Raw genomic sequence first — 25763 nt, 5'->3', positions numbered from 1 at the left:
TACAACATTTCTAGTAAAAATAAGAGAAATCATTTAGGAAATAATTTGCCTAGGTAACGAACAATATGAATAACCATCTACTCTTTGTAAGTTAAAAACATAACCTAAAAGTCCAAAACGCCTATCAAAAAAGCATCTTACATTTAAATTCAAAATATATCACACCATAGAAAAAATATACCCCACAGTGAAAATTGTATAAATTTCACTGTGGGGTATATTTTTAGCTATATAATAATCACTTATTAGATAGTTATTTTTTGCTAAGAGTAAACCTTTTTTTTATTAAGCGTTTACCCAATCTAACGTATGTCGGTTGAATTTATCTTACGCATATTACGATCATGATTGTCGACATAATAACCTTTTGTTTCAGAATTACCATCAACAGCTTTTTTAAGCCCATGAATCTCAGCTTCTTTCAGTTCACCTGTATAGAAAATTTCGTAATCCACAGGATCCTGAGTTGGGGATACTACATTCGTATCAAAAGAGAGCTCTAGCACACCCTTTGTAGCAAGATTGCCAAAAATACGAATAACTTCATGAACATAACCTAAATTCATGCTACTATCATACACAAACTCCACTGGTTTAGCCATACCAGGCATGATAATCACATCATTATCGGTTGTATTGGTCAAACTTAAAGAAGATGGCTGAATATCATTAATAACTAAAGGTTGGTTACCTGTATTTTTTATTTCAAAAATCATTTTTAATTTTTCACCTTGAATAATAGGATAATAATGTCGCACAGAGTCAACTACAGATACTGTGGTCGGCCCTATAACTTTTTTACAACCTACTAAAAATGGTAAAATCAACAATATTATAATAAAAATCTTTTTCATCATTCAAAATTAAGTTCAAACTGAATCTCATCGCACGCCACGGCGACTTTACCCTGTATATTTGGCAATATGATACGCACATCAAACGGTTTATTAGGCTGAAGTTTTTTTACCGGCATCCGGTATAATAAACGTTGGAGTTCACTATCACCATCTGGTGTATGCGCATAAGGTATATCTGTTTCTGCTATAAGTCTTGCTCCTTGCCACACTTGAACTGTTTTAGGGGCATAGATATGCCAAATAGGAGCTAACAGGCATCCGATAGTTAATACTCCATTTGATTGATCTACCATACACTTATAGTCTGTTGTTAACGTACTAGAATGTACCCAGTTAACATGATAGTCATAAGCAGAACCTATATAGCCATCCGACATCAATGGTTCATTACTGCAAACAAAAGACTTATATTTACCCACCTTCGGCTTATTACTTCTGGAATAAGCGATATAATCACTTAATTTTCCATGTCCCTCACGATAATGAGTTATCAGATTATAGCTGATACCACCTTCCAAATTGTTAAGGCAATCAGCACGATACTCTGCATTATATGGAATATAAGAAGCACGTATCAGCTCCAGCTGAGTATAATTAAAACCTGTAAGTAATATGTTCAGCTTTCTTCTCTCATCTCCTACTATCCCTTTAGACATTTTATCGAGTTTCCTAACAAATTCTAAAAAATTATCAACAGAGAGATACATACGAACCTCATCATTTATGCCTCCATACATGGCAAGCTCGCCATTCGTTTGATCCAAATGCTTTTCTAATGAGAGATAATAATTTGCTATCAACTCACCTGTCTCTGGATAATTATCTACATAGAACTGGTTAACTAACTGATCAAGTTTCTGGTAAGGATTGAGTAATAATTTTGCAAGTACTTCAGTCTGCATATCGCCAAAAGCAGAATAATCGTCACCACTTCCATTCAAGATAATACCTCTAACTCCTTTTTCCTGATACCACTGTAAACGTTTCTGCATCAATCCTAAAACAGGATAAGGAGAAAGATAATCATCAAAATTACTCATATAATCCCAAACATATATTTGGCCAACTTTATTTTTCCAGGATTCAATCAACCTGGAAAAAGATACACCCAACTTGGTCTGAGCAAAGCCCTTAACAAAAGGCAAATCTATAGCACTAATAATAACTCCAACATTATCTGGCATCTTATAAACAGGAGGTTCTTTGACCGACAAATATGATGATGTGAAAAACTCATCGTGAGGAAAGCGATTAGCCAGTTTAGAGATAAATGCTGTAACCGCTGGTGACGCAGAGCGAAGAGAATTGCCTTTCTTACGACACTTTTCACACTGACAGACTATAGCATTATCATTCGGCATAATAACAAATCTACCCGACTTATGCTTTGTATGGTAACTAACTATAAAATGTTCAACACTTCGGTACAACTGCTCTGAAGAAAAACAGTATTGCTCCTCATTTCTACATCCATTCACCAATGCATAAACATCATCTGAAACCTGTTTGCCAAGTATCTTATGCATATTATGTCCCCATAATCCCCAATCATAATCCAAATTTCCACAATCTAAAGCCTTTCTCTGATCTAAAGTTCGAGTATAAGGCGAATATATGCTTCTGTATTTGAAAGCAGAATCATCACCAGCAGACAAGTTCGCACATTGTGTAAACCCTGTGATGCTAGCTATTACAAACAACAAAATACGACTAGAAATATATCGACAAAGTACCATCTATACTAAACAAATTTTTGTATTTAGTTTCCGTATAATCTATAGGATTTAATTCATCACCCGAGCGACGAGACAATACATTGCTAAAAGTATTCCAAATACCAACCAGATTAAATGTAACCATACGAGAAAGCTGATACTGGAAGCCAAAGTTAACCATAGTATTTATCTTATCGAAACTACCCGGTTGAGCACGATCTATGATTTCAGTCTCTGGAGCTGTACCGACAGAAGCTCCTGCCGTAAAACACAGCCACTTACTATCTAATGGATAGTAATGACCTTGAACAGCAGAAGTATAGCAGAGGTTAGATGCATAGAAAACCAGGCCAGCCTTACCCTCAATATCAAACTGATCCCAAGTTTTACGAACTCCTAAACCAGCATTGACCATATTATTAGTCTTTTTGGCCCATGGACCATTTGCCCATGCCCCCTCTGACTCTTCAATAACATAAGTAAAGGTACGGTAATAATTATCTAATTGGCGATATCCTGCGTACAAATTAGCCGACCAATTATTTTTGAAATCATAGTCAAGACGAATATTGGCAGCTAATTTCGGAAAATACTTAGTTGCTACTGCTGCATTAATCATACCACTCCACCTATTATCAAATCGATGTTGCCATTCAACTTGCCCCTGTAAACCAGTTCCTCCTGGTACATAAGAATCTTCTTGATCACCAACATCATTGCCATCTCTACCAGCATAATTAATACGCCCAACATATACATTGTCCTTCGCTTTATGCGTATAAGCTATTGATGCAACGCTGTTAATAACATCAACATCACCATAACGTGATTGACGATATTCAAAATCCAAAATATTCTTTCTTTCCTTACGACGAAGCATATCGAGGTGAATCATAAAATCGCTGTATTCTGCAGCAGAAGGCTGATAGTAGCGCTGATATACATAAGCAGAATCGTACTCATGTACAGATTCATAAGCCAAGCCCTTGGTATACAGCAGTTCTTTATTCTTATCATCATAAACTAATGCAGTATCTACTACAGCAATAGCCTCTCTTCCCTTATGCTTCTTAACTAGTTCTAATGCTAATAAATTACTATTTTCAGAATAAGCACCCACCAATGTAGAATCATAAGAATAGGTAGATAGTAATGGGCGAAGAATATCTAACGCTTTGTGATAATCTTTTTGACGCTTATACGAAGTTGCAAGTTTTTCCTGGAATAATACATCTTCAGGATATAGTTCTGTAGCCCTCTCTACATAAGTGTCGAAATCTATGTACTGTTTAAGCATATCTGAAGTATTAATAGCAAATAACAAACCGTCATGAGATTTTGGATTTACTTCAAGTAGATTACATGCCGTATTCTTAGCACGTCTAATGGCTCCCATTTCTATCAATTTCTTCACATATGGAACAGCCAGTTCTTCATAAGCACTACGATATAATTCTATATTTTTTGCATCCTTAGCACCTTCTAATGCATCAAACAATACATCTAACGATTCATTGGTTTTTCCTTCTGAATCAAGAAGATATGCCTTTCGTATATAATAATTTTTCTGATTAGGAAATTTTTTGCTCATCAAATCAAGCAGTTTAGAAGCCCGACCATACTGTTTAGTTTCTGTAAGACAAGTATATTTCTTATTCATCGCTCCAAGCACCTGCTCTTTATCAGACGAGTGATCAATTACAAAATCGAGCAAAGGAATAGCCTCTGTATAATCATTGGTAACCATTAAATCTTGTGCTTGCTCCAGACGGTAAGCACTCAGTTCTATCACAGCTTCTCTATTACTTGGCTGTACCTTATACAATTTCTCCAGAGCTGATATGGCATGGCGTTTATCCCCTGCACGCTTATAAACTTGATACTCCATAAAGAGTAATTTAGGAGTATTGCCCTGATGTCTACGAGCCTCTTTCAAATAGTAAAGAGCATCATCTGTATATCCATGACTTACAGAAGTATTTAGCAAATAATCAAGAGCCTCTTTAGATTTAGACTCTTCATAGACCTTTCCATACATGGTATAAGCGTCATTACGAAGAGCATCCTCTGCCGCATCTTTACGCATATTTTTACGCATTGCAGCCAATTTGCTACTACTATGGCGCTTTAAGAATGAAGCTAAAAAAGTATCTGCTTCATTATAACGATGAAGTACGGCCAAGATACTAGCACGTTTTTCTGCTAAAGCCACATTACCAGGATTACGCTCCATACCTTCTATTGTAGCAGCTAGAGCTTCCTCGCTACGACCACTCTGTAATAATAAATTAGCTAATTGTAAATAAAGAGACGATTGCTTTGGATTCGCTTTTATCAAAGAACGTACGTTTTCTGCTGCAGCTGTAGTATTGCCATGCAGACGTAACTTTTTAATATTCTCCTCAGTACGCCCATAAAGTCGACGTTGCAAATCTATATCATTCGGGTAAACCTGTGCTATTCTTCGTAACAAGCGGTCGGCCATCTGAAAATTTCCTTGTCTATTATATAAGTCTATTTTCTTTAACCATAATACTTTATCATATGGGCTAACTTTCAGAATATCATTGATATAACTGATGGCAGTAGAATAATTACCCGTTTCTGTTTCTACTTTGACCAAAACGAGTTTAGCTTGAGTATCATCAGGGGTATACCTTACAGCTCGATAAAGATAATAACGAGCCTTATTATAATTCTTCACATCATAATAGCACTTACCAAGCAGATAGTTGAGTAAAGTAGACTCAGGATAATTCTTAACACCATTCTGTAAAACTTTTAAGGCCTCCTCATGTTTGCCCTTTTTAAGAAGCGTAAGAGCTGTAGACTCATAATTGGCAGGTCTCTGCATATCTTTGGGAATCTGGGCAGATGCAACAAAAGTAGTTGAGGCCAAAGCAAATAATATACTAGTTATCTTCTTATTAAACATTTTATGCATGCATTTAAGATTGTTTTGACTTATCTGTAGAATCATAACCCTTACGGGCAATAGTTTTCCAAACAGCCTTTTTACCAATAATATATTCAAAATATCCACGAAGTGAGAATAAAACAATCAATGGATGATAGAACAATGGTTCAACAGTAGCTGCCAATGCTAAAGGTATATATTGACTCAAATGCTTATATTCGCATTGCATCTTATAAGTAAAGAATATAACGACAGAAGAAAGCATCAAAAAGAAAGCATACACCGATGCACCAATAATAGTAGCTGCCAACCAATTAATTTCATTGTTCAGGAGTAAGTACACAAATACGAAAAATCCCATGAACTCTATAACCGGAGCACATAATTCATAAATAAACACATAGGGGATTGTTAGTAAACCTATACGATGATACTTGTAATTAAATAGCATATGGTAATGCAGATGGAATACTTGTATTAGCCCTCGTCCCCATCGTGTACGTTGTCGATTTAACATATAAAGAGAATTAGGTCCTTCTGTACGACAACAGGTTTTAGGAATCTGAACTACACGATACTTAATGTTATTCTCACAGCAATATGCTATCATACGGAACAATACATCCATATCCTCTGCAAAAGAATCTGGACTATAGCCACCTGCCTGTATACATACATCACGCTTGAACAAGCCAAAACCACCCGACACATTAGACATGGCATTGACACTAGACCAGCCCATTTTACCAATTACAAACGAACGTAAATACTCTAACTCTTGAAAGAGAGGTATCGGATTCTTAGGCGGAGCAAGTTTAGTAATCATACCGTTTTCTATGGTACATCCATTAGACATAGTCATCATACCACTTACTGCTATAATTTCTGGGTTCTTGAAGATAGGAAGCATACACTGATAGATTGCATCTAACTCAAGAATACAGTCAACGTCTGTATTAATAAAATATTCATACTGCGCTACATTCAAACCACAATTCACAGGGTCTGCTTTGGTACCACCATTTTCCTTATCTACCACTGTAAGATTTTTAAACGCTGGATTTACCGAACGATATAAAGCTTTAAACGGTCTAGTCTGCAACTTCTCCTCATACGAAAAAGGAGCAACCTTTAAGTCAAAATAATCAATCAACTTTTGAAGTGTAGAGTCTTTACTACCATCATTTACAATAATAACCTCATACAAAGGATATTGTTGGCTTAACAAAGACTTCACATTATCCACAATAGTTTTCTCCTCATTAAAAGCAGGAGCAATAATAGAAACACCAGGTGTAAAAGGACTCGTATTTACCACCATTTTGGCATAACTATCATCTACATAATTTTTATTACGATAATATCCTCTTGCTGCTAAATACATCAATGCAACATAAGTCAACATTAATGTAAAAGAATAAAAGAAGACTGCATATCCGTATATTTCAAAGAGTATTTGAGACATAGTTAGTAATATTTTCAAATTCATTTGCATGATGAAGCGACATATCCATGTTTTCACGATAAATTCTATCAAGATATATCGTATTCATCACTTGTTCAAATAAGACTTTTTCTTCAGGTGATGCCTGTTGTAACAATGCATGAAATAGGTTTTGACCTTCTGTACTGTATCCGAATAAACAAAGTAATGCAACCCTTCGTGTTTTAAAGGAAGCAGAACACTCATAAACATTTTTATAAAAAGATTCCAAATGACCTGAATGGATAAGAAATAGCGTACGTAATATCAACCGACGCTCATGATCTGATTTGGATATATACACCTTCTGCATTGTTTCTACAGACTCTGCCACTTGATTACGAGCCATACTCTTAATTGCAGCACGAGCTATTTTTTCATTAGATGACTTCACTAAAGGAATCAGTAACTTGACATCATCTTTACTTGACCAGAAACCTACTTCTTCTACAAAAAATGCCTTATTGACTGGATTATCAGATCGCTCAACGAAAGATAAAAAACTTGGCAGTTGTTTCTTTTCTAATACGCAGATACGACTTAACATATGCATTTGCATTTTGTCCCAATGCGTCATCTCATCTGTCAAATTCATAGCATACGGATCTTCTTTACAATTCAGCATATAAAAAATACGTGCTTCTTTACGCAAAACCGAATCCTTGTGATTTATTAGACGAGAAACATAACTAATACTTATGGGAAGCATCAACATTTGACTTATTTGTAACACCTTAATTTTATCTTTCAAAGAACCACTGATAAGTACTAACTCGCAATATTCCTTAAAGCCTGTAATGTCAAGTAAATTATGTAAGTTGACTCGATTAGAATATTTATCCAACTTACAATATTCATTCGTATATAATTCATACCAAGCGTTCACTTGGAACATATTATGAATGGAATAATCATCTTTTAATTCCATTTTTTCACGAATCTGAGCCTTGGAATAATTATCACAAGTATCTAAGAGTGACACGAAATTGTTATGATATTTCTTAACAAAATGATTAAGACGTCGAGCTTGCTGCCGATATACATATCCCTCATAGCTTATACGTCCTACAATACCTAACAAGACTATAGTACTTAGCAATACTATCATAAAAGATATGCGAACAACCAAAGCATAATCGTCAAAGTATTCATCCGCTCTAAATTCCAAAAAACTAATATAATCAAAGAATGAAAATTCTCGTGTCATCGTCCCTGGAACAACATATGAACCACTATTGGAACTAAACACAGGTTCTCCTCCTATATTAATCAATCGCAATACAATAAAAATAAGAATTGCGATTTCAAGTAATATTAAATATCGATGTTTATTTTTCATAGTATTTTATTTCTCAAAATTTGATATTATTCCCACCTATCATTTTCATCTGATAATGAGGTATTAACTTCTCTAAAACAGAAATAATTAATACGCTTAGAAAAATAGCTCCTACATTTTCCATAATTACATTACATTTAGTTGACTCCATATATATCCGTTCATATGAATTCGGAGTTAAATTTTATTTATTCGTTAGTTTGATTAAAAGCTTTTCCGCCAATATCTGCCCTCTTATTAGGACAAAAACCTTATTTAAAGAAATTATTCTGCAAATATAACTTATTTTTAGAAAATTACAAAGAAAATTAGAAAAAATGTCAAAAAACATAGCTACTAGAATTCGTAATCTAGTTCAAAATCTTCAACTTTTAGACTGACTATTTTGCATTTTTCTATAACACTCTACCCTTTTTCCTATAAAACCATAGCTCATGATAGGCAAAAGTTTATATTTGAGCTGACAAACACTATGCTTTCACTGCATAAACACTATGTTTTTAATCAATAAACACCATACTTATAATCCGTAAACACTATACTTTTGCCATGCATTTATCAGCATACCAAAACAGTACACACGACGATTCATAACAATAAAATTCAAAACACCTTACCATCTTTCCTTTAGATAGAGTAAAGCATAACACCAGTACTAATATACTTTTGCTTATAGCCATGTGTTATTCTAAGTTCAACAGAAGTTTTTTTATTTGGAGTGGCTAGCTTTCTTCTATCAAACACAAAGTTTAACTGGGGTATTTTGCTATACATCATTTATATAATACAATTAGAATGATAATTTAAAAAAAGAAAAGAAAGTGTAAATAATAGTATTAAAGTGTGTAAATACTACGTAAAGCATGTATACAAAAAATAAAAGGGAAAGCCGTATTGAAGTGAACCCCGAAAGTTAGACAAAAAACTTTCGGGGTTCACTTCATATAAACCTTCCCTTTACAATATCCTTGCGGAAGAAGGGGGATTCAAACCCCCGATACCCCGAAAGAGGTATACTGGATTTCGAGTCCAGCGCATTCGATCACTCTGCCATTCTTCCTATTAAATTGTACTAACAAAAGTACATATATTTCTTCAAACAACAAAAAATATTAAATATTTTTTTATTCAAAATCTAATTTCGCTAATCTACTTCGAAGCTGTTCTGCCTCACTTTTCCTGATACGAAGGGTTATAGAACAAGTATTATCAAAATGCTGATTAATAATTTGAGGTTGCATTTCTTTAACAATTCGCATCACACCATTCATCATAGGATAAGTAAACTGATACTCAACATCTTCTTCTACCTGCTTAGTTTCTATATCAGAATCAGCAATGGCTTCAGCTGCAGCTGTGCGATAAGCTACGATAAGTCCTCCTGTACCCAAATTTACTCCACCATAATAACGAACAACTACAATAAGGATATTCGTAAGCTCATTACTATTAATCTGCCCAAGAATAGGTTTTCCTGCAGTGCTACTTGGCTCACCATCATCATTGGCACGAAACTCTTCTCGAGCAGCCCCCAAGACATAAGCATAGCATACATGGCGGGCGTCATAATATTGTTTTTTATAAGAAGCCACTAGCTCTTTTATCTCATCAAGAGTATCCACATGATGAGAAAAAGCAAGGAACTTACTCCTTTTCTCGGTGTAAGTTCCCTTGCCTGTCTTATTAGATATAGTTTTATATTCGTCTGTCATTCGTAATGATAGATGATATTGAGTTATTATACTAATTTATGAATTATCAGACCCGAACGTAGTTTAGGTTCAAACCATGTTGCCTTAGGTGGCATGATCTTACCACTATCGGCAATATCCATAATTTGCTTCATACTAACAGGATAAAGAGCCAGCGCCAAACGCATTTCACCACTATCGACACGGCGCTTTAATTCCTTCAAACCACGAAGACCACCAACAAAATCAATACGATTACTTGAACGAAGGTCTTTAATATCTAAGATCTCATCAAGAATCAATCTTGAAGAGATATCAACATCAAGTACACCAATAGGGTCGCTATTATCAAATGTTCCAGGTTTTGCCTTCAAACTATACCACTGACTATCCAAATATAGTGAGAATTCATGAAGTTCCTGTGGTTTATATTCATCAGCACCTTTCAGTTCGACAATAAAGTTATCAGCTAACTTAGTCAAAAATTCTTCAGATGTTAAACCATTCAAATCGGTTATAACACGGTTATAATCTAAAATAGTTAACTGATTAGCAGGAAAACAAACTGCCATAAAATAATTATATTCTTCCTTACCTGTATGGTTAGGATTCTGCTTAGCTTTTTCTGCGCCAACTAAAGCCGCTGCTGCTGATCGATGATGACCGTCAGCAATATATAAACTTGGCATTTTATCAAATTCAGCTGTTACTGTAGCTATATCTTGATCATCACTGATAATCCAGAACTGATGACGGAAACCATCTATTGGGGCTATAAAATCATAAACAGGCTCTGTAGCAGCATAACGAGCAACAAGATCATCCAACACCTTATCATCTGGATAAGCAAAGAATACCGGTTCGATATTAGCATTATTGACACGAACATGCTTCATTCGATCTTCTTCTTTGTCACGACGAGTAAGCTCATGCTTTTTTATAACGCCTGTCATATAGTCTTCTACATAAGCACCAACAACAAGACCATACTGTGTTTTACCATTCATGGTTTGAGCATAAATATAATAATGCTCCTTTTCGTCTTGTACTAACCAACCTTTATCTTGAAATTTTTGGAATTGCTCTGCCGCACTTGCATAAACGCGAGGATCATATTCAGAAGTACCAGGTTCAAAATTAATCTCTGGCTTAATAATATGATACAAACTCATTTCATTTGTACCAGCTTCTGCACGAGCCTCATCTGAATTCAAAACGTCATAAGGACGAGATTCTACTTTTTCTACAAGCTCCTTTGGTGGGCGAATACCCTTAAATGGTTTAACTGTTGCCATAACTGTACAAGTTAAATTTAGAATGAATATATTGCAAAGGTATAAAAAAAAAGCGATATAATAAAATCATTCTAAAATTATATCTAAAAAAAAGCAGACCTCTACATGGAAGTCTGCTTTATATAATAATATTGGTGTATTACTTATTTACTTGAAATTTGGTATCACCATCCTTGAAGAATGCATTAATTTGCTTAGCTGCTGCAATACCCGCATTAACATTAGCTTCTGCTGTCTGAGCTCCCATTTTCTTAGGTGTAGCGAAATAACGACCTTCAAACTTTACAAATTCTGCATCAGCATCAGGCTTAATGTCTGCAACGTACTTCAAATCTTCACGCTCAGCCAACAATTTTAGGAGTTCTTCTTCGTTAATAACCTCTTTTCGTGCTGTATTTACAAGAATACCACCCTTAGGCATCTGATTAACTAATGCATAGTTAATGCTTTTTATTGTCTCAGCTGTAGCAGGAATATGAAGAGATACGACATCACTTGTCTGGAATAATTCTTCTTGAGACTTACAGGCATGAACACCTGCAGCCTCTATAACATCAGCAGGACAAAATGCATCATAAGCAGATACTTCCATACCAAAACCTTTAGCAATACGAGCCACATTTCGTCCAACATTACCAAAAGCCAAGATACCAAGTCGTTTGCCCTTCAACTCTGAACCAGCCTTACCATTGAAGAAATTACGAACTGCATAAACCAGCATACCAAACACTAACTCTGCTACAGCATTAGCATTCTGACCTGGAGTGTTTTCAACAACAATATTCTTCTGCTTAGCATAGGCTGTATCAATAGAGTCATAACCAGCACCGGCACGAACAACAATTTTCAACTGAGATGCAGCATCAAGTACTTCAGAAGTAACTTTATCAGAACGTACGATCATAGCATCCACATCCTTTACAGCATCAAGTAATTGAGCTTTTTCTGTATATCTTTCAAGCAAGACAAGCTCATTGCCCGCAGCTTCTATTTCTTTTTTTATACCCTCAACAGCTGCTGCTGCGAATGGTTTTTCTGTTGCAACTAATACTTTCATGGATTATATATTTATTATTTTTGTTACAAATAGAAATCCCTCTGAATAAATCAGAGGGAATAAATTATTTTTTTATAGAGAATTAATGCTGAGCTTCAAAATCCTTCATAGTTTGGATTAACGCATTAACCCCTTCCATAGTCATGGCATTATAGCAGCTAGCACGGAAGCCACCCACAGAACGATGTCCTTTGATACCAACCATACCGCGCTCTGTAGCGAAGTCTAAGAAAGATTTTTCAAGATCTTTGAATTCATCGTTCATAACAAAACAGATATTCATCAAAGAGCGGTCTTCTCTAGCAACTGTACCACGGAACAACTTATTACGATCGATTTCCGCATACAAAGCTTCTGCACGTTCATGAGCACGACGATCCATTTCTTTAACACCACCCTGAGCCTTAACCCAACGCAATGTTTCCATTAAAGTATAAATAGGAACTACAGGAGGAGTATTAAACATACTACCCTTCTCTACGTGTGTACGATAGTCTAACATTGTTGGCAATTCACGTGGAGCCTTACCCAAAACATCATCCTTAACTATAATAACGGTTACACCAGCCATAGACATATTCTTCTGTGCACCTGCATAAATTGCATCATATTTTGAAACATCTACAGGACGGCTAAGAATATCAGAAGACATATCAGCTATCAAACGAACTGGAGCATCAATATCCTCACGAAGCTCGGTACCAAAGATTGTATTGTTAGTACAGATATGAAGATAATCCAAATCTGCTGGAATTTCATAGTTATGAGGAAGATGGGTATAATTATCATCAGCGGAGGAGGCAACTTCAACTACTTCTCCAAACAGTTTAGCTTCCTTCATAGCCTTCTTGGCCCATGTACCAGAGTTTACGTAACCAGCTTTTTTTATCAAGAAATTTGCTGGAATCTGCATAAACTGCAAGGAAGCACCACCACCCAGGAATATAACGGAGTAGCCCTCAGGAACGTTGAGCAATTCCTTGACAAGAGCCTCAGCCTCATCTACTACTGGTTGGAAATCTTTAGCACGATGACTAATCTCCATCAGAGAGAGTCCAGAGCCATTGAAATCCAAAATCTGCTTAGCTGTGTTCTCAATTACCTCACGTGGAAGCATTGATGGACCTGCATTAAAGTTGTACTTCTTCATCTGAATGTTTATTTATTTGACTTTAGTATAAAAACGTACACGTATGTACCAAAATTACGATTGCGAAATTACACTTTTTATTTTATATAGCAAAATATTTTAGCAAAAAATTATCAAAATTCAATTTCTTCTTTCATATTGTCACTTTTGTTTGACATAATGCACATGAAAAGGCTATTTTATTTCACTTTTTCCACAACTGTCCGTATTCCTTTTATTTTTTCACCTTTAGTCTGATTAATAACTATATTAACTTTACTACGAAGTACTGCTGCATAGCAAAAACGATCCTCTATATCAATTCGACCAATTTCATTTCCTTTCAATCCAGCCTTTTTACATAGGAAGCCAAGAATATCACCTTTGCTAATTTTATCTTTTTTTCCCTTACCTATATAAATAGTAGCCATCAAAGCAGGAAAAACTTCAAATTTAGCATGTTCCTTTCTAAAAGCAACCGTTTCTTCCGGAATTTCATACTCCTCGACTTCTTCATCAACATAGTCTGGTACGACTTCACCAGGTCCCAAAAGGAAAAATGCTTTTCCTTTTGCTTCCCAACGAGCAGTTCTACCTACACGATGTATATATCCATCCTCTGATTCAGGAATATGATAATGTACAATATTATCAATATTAGGAATATCTAGACCTCGACTTGCTAAATCTGTAGCCACTAAAATATTAACAGAACCATTACTGAACTTATATAATGCAGCTTCACGTTGCTTCTGTTCAAGACCTCCATGAAAGAAACTCGTAGAAAATCCTTGTTCTTGAAGATATTTTACCGTTCTCTCAACAGAATCACGATAATTCAAGAAAACAATTGTACTTTTTCCTTTAAAACTACTAAGCAAATAAGCCAAAGTTTGTAATTTATCTTTTTCTGGGCTATCTACCTTATAAATACGAACACGAGCAGGTACTTGTTCTTCGTCCTGCAAATAATTCAAGGTTTTAAATCGAGTATTTATAATATGCTGTTCACGCATCTCTTCAGCTGGGGTAGCACTCAGCAAAATCTGTCTGGCCTTTTCTGGTAATTTACTAATGAGGTTCTGCATTTCTTCATGAAATCCCATTTCAAGACATTTATCAAACTCATCAATTATGATAAACTTGACAGTATCAGATAAGAAATTACCTTTATCCAAGTGGTCATTCAACCTACCAGGCGTTCCAAAAAGAATTTGTGGCTGCACTTTACGCATCATACGATGCTCATCCATCGTTGGACGTCCACCATATACTGCCATGCTACGAAGTCCACATTTCATATTATTCAACACCGTAGACGACTGGAGTGCCAATTCTCGTCCAGGCACAATAATAACAGCCTGCACTTCATTACAATCTTCAGAAACCAATTGAGTTAAAGGAAGAAGGTATGCAAGAGTTTTACCAGAACCCGTTGGTGATAAGATTGTGATATTATCACGATGATGGAGTACAGCATCTATAGATTCTTCCTGCATGGCATTAGGAGTAATACCTAATTTATTAATTATCTCTTGAATTTTCATTTTCTTAATATTTTATCAATTTCCTCAAATTCTTTACCCATATTCAAATTAAGATAAATCGTATAAAGTGGTACAGCCCAACGGTTTTCCATATCGGGAGCCAACTTTCGAAATGTTTGAAAATAAGGTAAAGCCTTACTATAATAACTCTTAATACTCTTGAGTTCTTTCCATTTACTTTTCCTGTTATTTTCCAATTTCAAGGCTTTATTATAATAAGCTAGTCCAGCATTTAGATATGCATCTTTTAAAGTATCATTAATTTCTATCAATTGATTACAAACTTGAACGCACTCATCATAGCGCCCGATATTCAACAAAATTGTACTTTTTGCAAAAAGGAACACTTGATTTTTCGAATCAACAACTAACGCAGAGTCCACTACTGCCAATGCCTTTGCACTATTTTTCTCTACATCACAATAATAATCAATCAATCGAGGAAAGAAAAAAGAAAAAGTAGGATACTTTTTAAATCCTTCGGTCAGAGTACTTACATACCTAGCTGTATCATTTTCTTCTTTATAGGTTTCAGCCAAATATTGAAGCATATATTCATAATGAGCAGTATCTTTTAAAGCCCAATAAGTATGTTTCAACGTTTCCTTTGACTTACCCTCCTTATAAGCACAATAGGTTGCCCAATAAGCTGCTTGTGGAAGCAGTTTATCATTTGTAGCATATTTATAATGACTAAACATCTGAAGGTCGGAGCATTTTAGATACTCATCAAAGAATTCATATGCCTGTGCATATTTTTGCTTATAAGTGAAATACGCACCACCATTATACAGATTTGGCCTAATATGATCTAAAAACTCTGCATGTCGTTCTCTATATTTCAATTTTACTCTTCCTTTTTTATCAGGTAAACTCTCGATAGAATCAAATTTTTCCAAAACAGAAAACAGTTTCAACGTCAAGTTAAAAAGTTGGACTGTATCATATTTTTCTTTCAGATAGAGCTTTTCATTACCTTGAATATATTGCAACTTTAAAGCATCATATAAAGTTAGCCATACTTTTTCATTCGATTTATTTGCACTATCCTTCAAAAGATTTTCCATAGAAGCAACAGCCTTATCTAGATCTTTTCCAGACTTAATTTGGTCTTGCGCTTCATTTATTACCTTTTTCTGTGCCATACCAGTTGATACACAGAAAACATTGATAAAAATAAGAAATATTACAATCTTTTTTATAACTATCATCTTTAATATACTCTATAATAAAGGGTTCTTTGCAAAATTATAAAAAATATCCCAAACTATTCGTATCTTTGCATACAAAAAAAATAAACAATGAAATATCTTTTTATATCAGACATTCATGGCAGTAAACCACAACTAGAAAAAGCATTGAATTTTGGCAAGAAACATCAATGCGATATGATATGTATAGCAGGTGATATTCTTAACTACGGTCCCAGAAATAGAATTCCGGAAGGTATTGATGCTCCTGGAATCGTGGAACTACTCAATAAAAATGCTGACCAAATAGTAGCCGTCAGGGGTAATTGTGACTCAGAGGTTGATCAAATGCTACTCGATTTTCCTATGATGTCAGATTATTTACTTATTGTAGACGAAGGAAAGAAGATTCTTATTACCCATGGACACATATATAATCAAGAAAAATTACCAAAAGGAAAATTTGATGCAATAGTATATGGTCATACTCATATTTGGGAACTTAAAAAAGTAAACAATATGGTCATATGCAACACTGGAAGTATTACTTTTCCAAAAAATGGTAATGTACCAACCTTATGTACTTATGAACATAACGAAATAAAGACATTCTCCTTAGAAACAGAAGAATGTCTTCAAACCATATCGATTTAACACATATAGACTTCGGTGGTTAGCCAAGGTATTTCATCAGTAACTTGGCATTTCCACTTTGTCTAATCTTCATAATACTTTTTTCTCTAATTTGACGTACACGTTCACGGGTTAGTCCCATTTCTTCTCCTATCTCCTCCAACCCTTTTTCAGGGCCACCAATACCAAAACAATCCTTAACGATTTTCAACTCTCTGTCTTTCAGAACAGACTTTAATACCCCTTCCATATCATTCTGCATTGACTCATAGTCTACCTGACGGTCAGTCCTAGAATCATCACCTGAAGAAAGCATATCAGACATAGAATTATCATCATCATCAGAAAAAGGTGCATCAATACTCATTTGGTGAGAATCCGCATTCAAACTCTTTTGAATTTTATCTGCATCGATTCCGGTCAATGTAGCAAGTTCATCAGCCGATGGCCTACGATTATGTTCTTGTACAAATTTTGCAGTAACCTGATTTATTTTGCTGACTGCACCTACTTGATTTAACGGAAGTCGAACTATTCGGCTCTGTTCTGCAATAGCTTGCATGATGCTCTGCCTTATCCACCAAACTGCGTAAGAAATAAACTTGAAACCACGAGTTTCATCGAACTTTTCAGCAGCTTTAACTAATCCAATATTACCTTCATCTATCAAGTCTGTCAATGTCAATCCCTGGTGTTGGTACTGTTTGGCAACTGATACTACGAAACGTAAATTAGCTTTGACAAGTTTTTCCTTTGCTCGATCTCCGGCTCGCCCACCTTTTCTAATCTGTTGTGCCAATTCAGTCTCTTCATCAATAGACACCATCGGTTCACGACTGATTTCAGCTAAGTATTTATCTAGAGCCTCACTAGATCGATTGGTAATACTCTTGCTAATTTTTAATTGTCTCATAAAAAATCCTCTTACCTAGTTTTTGCTAAATATTGTACAATTATAATTATAACACTAAACTACATGCAAAAATTGTGCTAAAACATAAAAATAATTACAAAATCTCGAATTATCTATAGAAAATTAAACTAAATTACGATATTGTTGTAACTTTGCACTTAATTTATGGAAGAAAGACTTTGGACTATAGACTACATCAAAGTAATGCTAACAAACTTTTTGCTTTACTTTGCCTTTTATTTGCTTACCCCCCTTCTCCCTATTTATTTAAGTGAAGAATATGGGGCTACAAAAGATACAATAGGAATTATATTGTCAGGATACACATTAGCAACACTTATCATTAGGCCGTTTAGTGGCTTTCTTATCGATAACTTTCCAAGAAAAAAGATTCTTCTAATATGCTTAGCTTTTTTCTTTATCTGCTTTGCTGGTTATATCGCAGCAAGTACTCTTTTGATGTTTGGTATTATTCGCACCTTACATGGTGCTCCTTTCGGAGCTTCTACTGTATCCAATAGTACCTGCGCTATCGATATATTACCATCCAGTAGGCGAAATGAAGGTATAGGTCTTTTCGGTTTAAGCAACAATTTAGCTATGGCTATTTCGCCTAGTATAGGTATTTATATCTATAAAATTGTTGGCAATTTCAATATTCTATTTTGGATAGCATTATTTATTGCTGGAACAGCTTTAATTACAGCCTCATCTATTAAGATTACAACAAAACCTATAGTCCATCAGAACATGAAATTATCACTAGACCGTTTTTTTCTTACAAGAGCGTGGATAATGGCTATTAATATTTCGTTGTTTGGATTCTGTTTTGGTATTTTATGTAATTACCTTGCTATTTTTAGCAAGGAAGAGCTCCATATAACCACAGGAACTGGAACATATTTTGCATTACTTTCCATTGGACTTTTTGTGAGTAGACTTCAAGGAACAAAATCACTGAAAAAAGGAAAGCTCACCCATAATGCTGGTATGGGCATGATACTCGCATCAGTGGGATATCTACTTTTTGTTAGCATACATAATCCGATAGCTTATTATATATCGGCCATACTTATTGGTTTAGGTAATGGACACATGTATCCAGCATTCCTTAATATGTTTATAAGTATAGCTCACCACAACGAAAGAGGAACTGCCAACTCTTCAATTCTTACAGGTTGGGACATTGGATTCGGACTTGGAGTTTTACTGGGGGGTATCATTGCTGAACATACTAGCTACGATGTTGCATTTTGGATTGTTGCAGCGTATAATATAATAGGTGTAGTTTTATTTTATACCTGCACGAGAAACAACTTTCTTCAAATCAACCTAAATTCCCAAAATCATTAATTTGCCTCAACTTACTTATAATCTCATTCTTTAAGCAAGAATTCTAGGAATAGATTGTATATAACAAGCGATCACCACGACAAAAATACAAATCAAAAGAAACTATTCTATTGTCACTTTATTTCAAAACAAAAGGCTTGACAATATAAACTCAGCAATAAAATAACCTCATTGAAAAAAATCCCAATGAGGTTATTTTTTATGTTACCATGACCTCGAATAAAAGTTGGTCATAATGTATAGAAAATTATCTTAAATTATCTTCAAAGAACTGACTAATCTGACGGAGCAAATGATTACGAGAGTTACCTCCTCGAATACTATGATTTCTGTTCGTATACAGAACTTCTTTAAAATCCTTATCTGCTTCAACCAAAGCTTCCTCATATTCGAAAGTATTCTGCGGATGTACATTATCATCTGCAGTACCATGACAAATCAACAAAGCCCCATGTAATTTATCAGCTTGTTGAATAGGATTTGTGTCGTAACCTGTTGGATTTTCCTTAGGTGTACGCATATAACGTTCAGTATAAACGGTATCGTAAAAGCGCCAATCAGTTGGAGGGGCAACAGCAACACCTGCTTTAAAGACTCCACGACCTTCACTCATGCTCATTAGAGTATTAAAACCTCCAAAACTCCATCCCCAAATACCAATGCGATTAGCATCTACATAAGGAAAAGTTTGCATATATAGAGCAGTTTCTACTTGATCCCTTGATTCCAACTCACCTAATTTCAAATAGGTACACTTTTCAAAATCTGCACCACGACCTCCAGTACCACGACCATCTACACAAACGATAATATAACCACGCTGAGCTAGATACATATCAAAAGCTCCGCCTTGCCCCATACTTCCCGAGTTCCACGAATTCATCACTTGCTGGCTTCCTGGCCCAGAATACTGGAAAAGAATTACAGGATATTTCTTTTTTGCATCGAAATTTGCAGGTTTGACCATCCAACCATCTAAGCGTACTCCCTCTGATGTCGTGAATGTAAAAGGTTCTTTCTTAACCCATCCATACTCAGATATCTTAGTTTTTAATGTAGAATTATCTTCTAAAATATCTATAACTTTACCCTGACGCGTACGAGAAGTAAATACGAATGGTGTATTATAATCGCTCCAAATATTGATGAAATATTTGAAATCACCAGAGAATATGGCAGAGTTTTCACCTTCCCTTTCAGATAAACGATCAATTTTTCCATTAGCATGGGCCACATAAATTTGTCGATCATGAGGATTCAACTTGGCTGCTTGATAAAAGACATCGCCACTCTTTGAATCATAACCATATACGGCAGTTACATCATAATTTCCCTTTTCGACCTGACGAATCAGTTTACCATTTATGTCATAAAGATACAAGTGCATATAGCCACTACGATCACTTGGCAATAAAATATGGTTACCATGAATTTCTATGCCTTCCATAGCCTCCTCTTTTACATACTTTGGCACTTGCTCCTGTATAAGCAACTTACTAATACCTGTAAAAGGATTAACAGCATAAAGACGTAAATCATCCTGATGACGATTGAAAGTATAAATTACAATTTTTTTCGCATCATTTGTGGCCTTTATACGTGGCATATAACCATCAGCATCCATAGGAACATTTAATGGAATAGAAGTCTTTGACTTTAAATCATAACTCCAAGCTGATACCTTAGAATTATCTTCACCAGCCTTAGGATATTTATAACTGTAAAGACCAGGATAAATACGAAACTCTTCTATTTCAGGCATTGAGCCCTTGTACATTTGCAGCGAATATTGCTTTACCTGTGATTCGTCAAATTTTAACCAACAGATTCTAGTCCCATCAGCATTAAAAACCAATGCTTTATTATATCCAAATTCCTCCTCATTAACCCAGTCTGGGAGTCCATTGATGATATCATTAAATTTACCATCATTTGTTACTTGAATTTTCGAAGCTGATGTCAAATCACTAACAAAAATATTATTTTGGTATACATAAGCAATATGTTTGCTATCTGGCGACCATACAGGAATTTGTTCTCTTCCTTCCGCGGACAATTTTATTAGCTTTTTTGTTGAAACCTCATAAATATAAAAATCTGCAGTATAAGAACGACGATAGATATAATTCGTATTTGTACGAATTAAAAGATACTTACCATCAGGACTAGGTATATACCCATCGAAATTATCAATCTTGTCACCTATAGCCTGAGAAACATCAAACAGAACCGCAATCTGTTTACCTGTTTTAAACGAATAACGTTGAATTTGTCTACCATCCTGACTAATTTTCGCATAATCTCCAGAACCCTTAATAGGAATAATACCAGATACATATTCCGCTGCAAAATCACCTGATGTAATAGACTTCAAATCAAGCTGCTTAACCGCAAAAAGATTTCCTGCAGTCATTACCATAAAACCTAATAAAATGAATATTTTTTTCATCAATGCAATACTTTTTCTACTGCAAAAGTACGAAAAAATTAATAAAATACGCAAAAATGAACAAATGTATTATTTAAAATCAGAATAATCTTCTGATTCCAATAATTTTCCAACCGTTACATTTTTATGCTTTTTCATATAGCGATCAACTATAACCGTATAAGGAGTAGTAAAGACCTGCCTACCTACGGCTTGATTAACAACCCACATAATTTTACCCATATGAAGGTCTCGCTTTAACTGAGGTAACGATTCAAAATTACTAATACGATAAGCACTTAATAAATAAAAACAAAACGCATCAGGAACGATAAACGAACGGTTCATAGATGCAGTCTGCACTGGAGTATAATATTTTTTATACAAAGGATAACTACCTCCCATATATTTATCCAATGAAATACCGATAGATTCCTCTCCCACAATCACACTCTGATCTAATGCACCTATCTGAGCATACACTAAAGGCTTCTTTAACGTAGGAAGCCACTCATGCAACTTTTCATACGTATCATTAAATTGCTGGTTAAGATCATCCATATTAGCATATTGAGTTTCTGCATCAGACAAAAGTGTCTGAAGCACAGAATCTTGATAAAACATCAAAAATTTATGGCTAATATTAGGATCATTAACTTCACCTAATTGTAAGACCTTTTCTAATAAGGTACGAGTTTCCATAGGATACTCTGTATTCATTTGCTGAAGGGCAGAAAAATCACCCGTGGTAAGATAACGACTTTCTAGACGATCATAACGCTTAATTTCTATTTGCGCATTCTGAACGTCCTCTATGTTAGGCTTAAGTTTAAACTCACATGCCACACAAAGAATTGTTACCAACAGCAATATGTAATATACCTTCTTCAAATAACAATTTTTAATTATATATCTGCAAAAGTACTAAAAAATCTTTTAAATGCAAAACAATAAGCTAAAAAAAATAAATTTTTCGCGTTTAATATCCCTATTACGTTTAAATATATAAAAAAAGCTTGTTAATTAATTCGTTAAACATTTTTCCCAACTTTACAACCTTGCGTAACTCCCGTTTTAATGAGATGATTGTGCAATAAGTTAGTAAACTGATAATTTTTTAATCCCCATTTGGGGGCTATAAGCAGTTCTGCAGGAGACTGACTTACGAATCTTTCCAATACTATATCATTACGCAGATACTGAATATACGAGGATATCAACTCAATATATTCGTCTACAGAATAGACATGAAAAGGGTGCTCTTGATATTCATGAGCAAGAATTGTGCCACGAATTATTTGCATTTGATGTATCTTCAAAATATCAATCGGCAAAGACGAAATGACAGATGCTTGACGGATACTCTCTTTCGCATCCTCACCTGGCAATCCTAAAATAATATGAGCTCCAACCGTGAGGCCAAGCTGATGACTCTTTATTATTGCTCGCTTACTACACTCAAAATCGTGTCCACGATTTATTCGCTTTAAAGTCTCATCATTTGTTGTTTCAACACCATATTCAACAAGTACAAATGTACGCTGATTTAATTCTGCTAAATATTGTAAAAGTTCATCAGAAACACAATCCGGCCTTGTACCAATAACTATACCTACAACATCAGGCACTTTAAGCGCCTCCTCATACATAGCTTTTAAATGTTCTAGAGTATCATAAGTATTAGTATATGCCTGAAAATAAGCTAGATATTTCATATCTGGATACTTTCGAGCAAAAAATTCTTTTCCGTCTTCCAACTGTTCTGTAATGGTTTTACTACGATGACAATATGACGGATTAAAGGTACGGTTGTCACAATACGTACAACCGCCCGTAGATATTCTACCATCGCGATTAGGACAAGAAAAACCTGCATCTATAGATATCTTTTGAACACGATACGGGAATACTGTCCTAATCCAATTTCCAAAGTCGTTATAATATTTCACTCTTTATTTTACTTCGATTACAACTGGAGCTTCATTATCTTCCTTCCAGTCTTTCAGCCATTTATACCATTCCTTTTCATTCTTAAAGCCAAAATTCTCATTAGCACTAGTATAAGCTAACTTATAACTTATCTTGTTGTCTGACGGTTTAATCACATAAGTCAAATCATTAACATTGGCTTGTTTTTCACTTTCGAGATACTTCATAGGTACATAAATACCTAGACCTACTGTTTCTAACTTATGAATACCATCATCCTTACCGGTTGGCCAATCCATACCATAGCAACCTCTAAGTCCCGCTTTATCTGAAAATTCTGTAGAATTCTTAACGTTAATAAGACCTGTAGAAAAGCGATAATTCGAAACATCCTTATCAAAGAATACATCACAGTCAAAATCTCGATGCCCTGCATATATGGTATAACGAATTATGGCTGTCACAGGTTTCAATCCTGGAGCAGGTGTCCATCCCTTATCCTCAACCTCTACAATAGCACGCAGAGGGCCTTCAGAGATAACACGTTGAGTACGATACTTTACATGATCCAGCATTAGACTCTTAGAGCCATCCCAACCACGAAGGGCACCCAATCCATAAGTATTACCAACCCAAAGTACATCGTCACCAGAACCAGCCTTTAACTGTTCTTCAGAAGGATAAAATTGTGTATCATAAACCACTAATCCTTTACGTGTCTTACCATATATATCCATAGTCTGACGATGATCAAAGTAAACCCGAAGTGCTATTAATTCACTCTCAAAACATAGGCCATGAGAATGTACATAGTGATAAGGATCTACTGTTCGCTGATCAAAAGTGATACTACGTAAATAAATATCTTGCTTATTTTTCGCTAATTTCTTGTTTCTACTTGGCAAACATAGCTCTGCAAATGTACGCTCAGGATATTGATTTTGTGTACCCTCCTGAAATAACTTTATCTGGTAAGTTTTGGCCTCTTTTTTATCTAAGTTCACGAGGAAGCAAAGTTCATCATTGGTCATATCAACGTTGATATCATCCAACTGAGATGGAATCTCCTTTCCATCGACAGTTACTACCGCTTTCTGAACATCACCATATTTAGCCAAACTTAAGACTACAGGAACATCTTTACGTTCTTTTTTAGTAGGATTTGATACCTTTACCGTTAATGATTGCTGCCCCATTACCTGCATTGAAAACGCAGACAAAAAAGCCAAACTTAAAATTTGATTTTTCATTGAATTATTAGTTTTTGTAGATTTCTGAATATTTTTTTCTGCCTAAAACATAGTACTGCCACAGTATAGAAAAATCAGATTGACCATCAATCTGTTTTACTACCCTTGATTTCTGAATAACGTCTCGATCCTTGTCAAAATCATGACGCCATTTACGAAATGCTAGACGAGCCTTAACGATAGCCTTGAAATCCTTAAAATTACCTTTTAGAATTAAAGTTTCAAACGCTGCAAGGTAATCCAAGAACAAACGCATAAACATAACTTTACGCAAATCGCTTTGAGGAACATTCTTATAAAGCATTGTAAGATTGTTTCGAAAATTTAAAAACGTCTTCATTGGATTACTCTTGGGCAAAGTTCCTCCACCTACATGATAAACATAACTCTCTGGCTCACAATAAATTTTTTTACCCAAAAGACGCAATCGCCAACATAAGTCAATTTCCTCATTATGCGCAAAAAAACGTCCATCAAATCCACCAACTTGCCAGTAATCAGATGAACGAACCATAAGGCAAGCACCTGTAGCCCAAAAAATTTCTTGTCGATAATCGTATTGTCCCTGATCTTTCTCAACAGTATCAAATATACGACCTCGACAATATGGGTAACCATATTTATCTATAAGTCCACCACTAGCCCCAGCATATTCGAATGCATCTTTATCATACTCCGCAAGCAGCTTAGGCTGACAAGCTGCAACTTCTGGATGAGCATCCATCAATTCTATCAATGGTTCCAACCAATGATGAGTGACTTCTACATCGCTATTTAGCAAAACATAATAATCTGCCTCAATCTCTTGAAGACAACGATTATATCCTTCTGCGAAGCCATAGTTCTTCTCCAATCGTAAAGTGTTTACCATCGGATAATGGGCTGTAATAAACTCTATTGATTCATCTGTCGAAGCATTATCAGCTACCCAAATATCCGCATCCATTCTAGAATAATCTATTACTGTTGGCAAATACTGTGCTAGCATTTTCAGCCCATTCCAATTTAAAATAACTATGGCTACTTTACTTTTCATA

At 35.1% G+C, this 25763-nt stretch carries 19 protein-coding genes and 1 tRNA gene; 2 read left to right on the top strand and 18 right to left on the bottom strand.

Annotation, left to right across the window (positions count from 1 at the left end; all coding sequences use genetic code 11):
- Positions 1 to 302: 302 nt before the first annotated feature.
- From L6471_RS07870 to L6471_RS07815, 12 genes are all read right to left on the bottom strand, one after another.
- Entirely contained in the window at positions 303 to 854 is a 552-nt protein-coding gene (locus tag L6471_RS07870; RefSeq protein WP_050787924.1) for a DUF1573 domain-containing protein, read from the bottom strand.
- On the bottom strand, positions 854 to 2560 hold the full coding sequence (locus tag L6471_RS07865) for a DUF4838 domain-containing protein (protein ID WP_173651731.1): 1707 nt from the start codon (positions 2558 to 2560) through the stop codon (positions 854 to 856). The genes L6471_RS07870 and L6471_RS07865 overlap by 1 nt, the downstream gene beginning before the upstream one ends.
- A 7-nt stretch (positions 2561 to 2567) precedes the next feature.
- Entirely contained in the window at positions 2568 to 5516 is a 2949-nt protein-coding gene (locus L6471_RS07860; RefSeq protein ID WP_179226513.1) for a tetratricopeptide repeat protein, read from the bottom strand.
- A gap of 4 nt (positions 5517 to 5520) precedes the next feature.
- Complete coding sequence (locus L6471_RS07855; RefSeq protein ID WP_237797652.1) at positions 5521 to 6972, bottom strand: glycosyltransferase family 2 protein; 1452 nt, start codon at positions 6970 to 6972, stop codon at positions 5521 to 5523.
- Entirely contained in the window at positions 6935 to 8311 is a 1377-nt protein-coding gene (locus tag L6471_RS07850) for a HEAT repeat domain-containing protein (protein WP_094449023.1), read from the bottom strand. Before L6471_RS07850 ends, L6471_RS07855 begins: the two co-directional genes overlap by 38 nt.
- A 971-nt stretch (positions 8312 to 9282) precedes the next feature.
- Positions 9283 to 9371: transfer RNA gene (locus tag L6471_RS07845), tRNA-Ser, on the bottom strand.
- 64 nt (positions 9372 to 9435) lie between these two features.
- Positions 9436 to 10023 (bottom strand): YigZ family protein, encoded by a 588-nt coding sequence (locus L6471_RS07840; protein ID WP_006282348.1) that lies wholly within the window; start codon positions 10021 to 10023, stop codon positions 9436 to 9438.
- Positions 10024 to 10049: 26 nt separating this feature from the next.
- Complete coding sequence (locus L6471_RS07835) at positions 10050 to 11297, bottom strand: DUF1015 domain-containing protein (protein ID WP_006282349.1); 1248 nt, start codon at positions 11295 to 11297, stop codon at positions 10050 to 10052.
- Between the two features lie 139 nt (positions 11298 to 11436).
- On the bottom strand, positions 11437 to 12354 hold the full coding sequence (locus tag L6471_RS07830; protein ID WP_006282350.1) for an NAD(P)-dependent oxidoreductase: 918 nt from the start codon (positions 12352 to 12354) through the stop codon (positions 11437 to 11439).
- Positions 12355 to 12436: 82 nt separating this feature from the next.
- Complete coding sequence (serC, locus tag L6471_RS07825) at positions 12437 to 13504, bottom strand: 3-phosphoserine/phosphohydroxythreonine transaminase (protein ID WP_237797651.1); 1068 nt, start codon at positions 13502 to 13504, stop codon at positions 12437 to 12439.
- A gap of 179 nt (positions 13505 to 13683) precedes the next feature.
- On the bottom strand, positions 13684 to 15030 hold the full coding sequence (locus tag L6471_RS07820; RefSeq protein WP_094449024.1) for a DEAD/DEAH box helicase: 1347 nt from the start codon (positions 15028 to 15030) through the stop codon (positions 13684 to 13686).
- Entirely contained in the window at positions 15027 to 16241 is a 1215-nt protein-coding gene (locus L6471_RS07815; RefSeq protein ID WP_036858182.1) for a hypothetical protein, read from the bottom strand. The genes L6471_RS07820 and L6471_RS07815 overlap by 4 nt, the downstream gene beginning before the upstream one ends.
- 90 nt (positions 16242 to 16331) lie before the next feature.
- Between L6471_RS07815 and yfcE the strand changes: the two genes are divergently transcribed.
- Positions 16332 to 16874: a phosphodiesterase gene (yfcE, locus tag L6471_RS07810; RefSeq protein ID WP_006282354.1), complete on the top strand. Its 543-nt coding sequence runs from the start codon at positions 16332 to 16334 to the stop codon at positions 16872 to 16874.
- A 19-nt stretch (positions 16875 to 16893) separates the two neighbouring features.
- Here the strand turns inward: yfcE and L6471_RS07805 are convergent, their stop codons facing one another.
- Complete coding sequence (locus tag L6471_RS07805) at positions 16894 to 17766, bottom strand: sigma-70 family RNA polymerase sigma factor (RefSeq protein ID WP_006282355.1); 873 nt, start codon at positions 17764 to 17766, stop codon at positions 16894 to 16896.
- 165 nt (positions 17767 to 17931) lie between these two features.
- On the opposite strand from L6471_RS07805, the gene L6471_RS07800 reads away from it, so the two are divergent.
- A complete protein-coding gene (locus L6471_RS07800; protein ID WP_006282356.1) occupies positions 17932 to 19119 on the top strand; it encodes an MFS transporter in 1188 nt (395 codons plus the stop codon).
- A gap of 247 nt (positions 19120 to 19366) precedes the next feature.
- Here L6471_RS07800 and L6471_RS07795 read toward each other — a convergent pair whose 3' ends face one another.
- The 5 genes from L6471_RS07795 to L6471_RS07775 form a co-directional block, all read right to left on the bottom strand.
- Entirely contained in the window at positions 19367 to 21568 is a 2202-nt protein-coding gene (locus L6471_RS07795; protein WP_237797650.1) for a S9 family peptidase, read from the bottom strand.
- 69 nt (positions 21569 to 21637) lie between these two features.
- A complete protein-coding gene (locus L6471_RS07790; RefSeq protein WP_027453461.1) occupies positions 21638 to 22438 on the bottom strand; it encodes a gliding motility protein GldB-related protein in 801 nt (266 codons plus the stop codon).
- A gap of 140 nt (positions 22439 to 22578) precedes the next feature.
- Entirely contained in the window at positions 22579 to 23496 is a 918-nt protein-coding gene (locus L6471_RS07785; RefSeq protein ID WP_006282359.1) for a TIGR01212 family radical SAM protein, read from the bottom strand.
- A gap of 3 nt (positions 23497 to 23499) precedes the next feature.
- On the bottom strand, positions 23500 to 24726 hold the full coding sequence (locus L6471_RS07780; protein WP_237797649.1) for a DUF4861 domain-containing protein: 1227 nt from the start codon (positions 24724 to 24726) through the stop codon (positions 23500 to 23502).
- Between the two features lie 7 nt (positions 24727 to 24733).
- Complete coding sequence (locus tag L6471_RS07775) at positions 24734 to 25762, bottom strand: glycosyltransferase family 2 protein (protein WP_027453459.1); 1029 nt, start codon at positions 25760 to 25762, stop codon at positions 24734 to 24736.
- Between the last annotated feature and the right edge of the window lies 1 nt (position 25763).

It is taken from the genome of Segatella bryantii (assembly GCF_022024215.1).
Taxonomy (GTDB): Bacteria; Bacteroidota; Bacteroidia; order Bacteroidales; family Bacteroidaceae; genus Prevotella; species Prevotella bryantii.
This window is presented reverse-complemented; position numbering and strand designations above follow the sequence as displayed.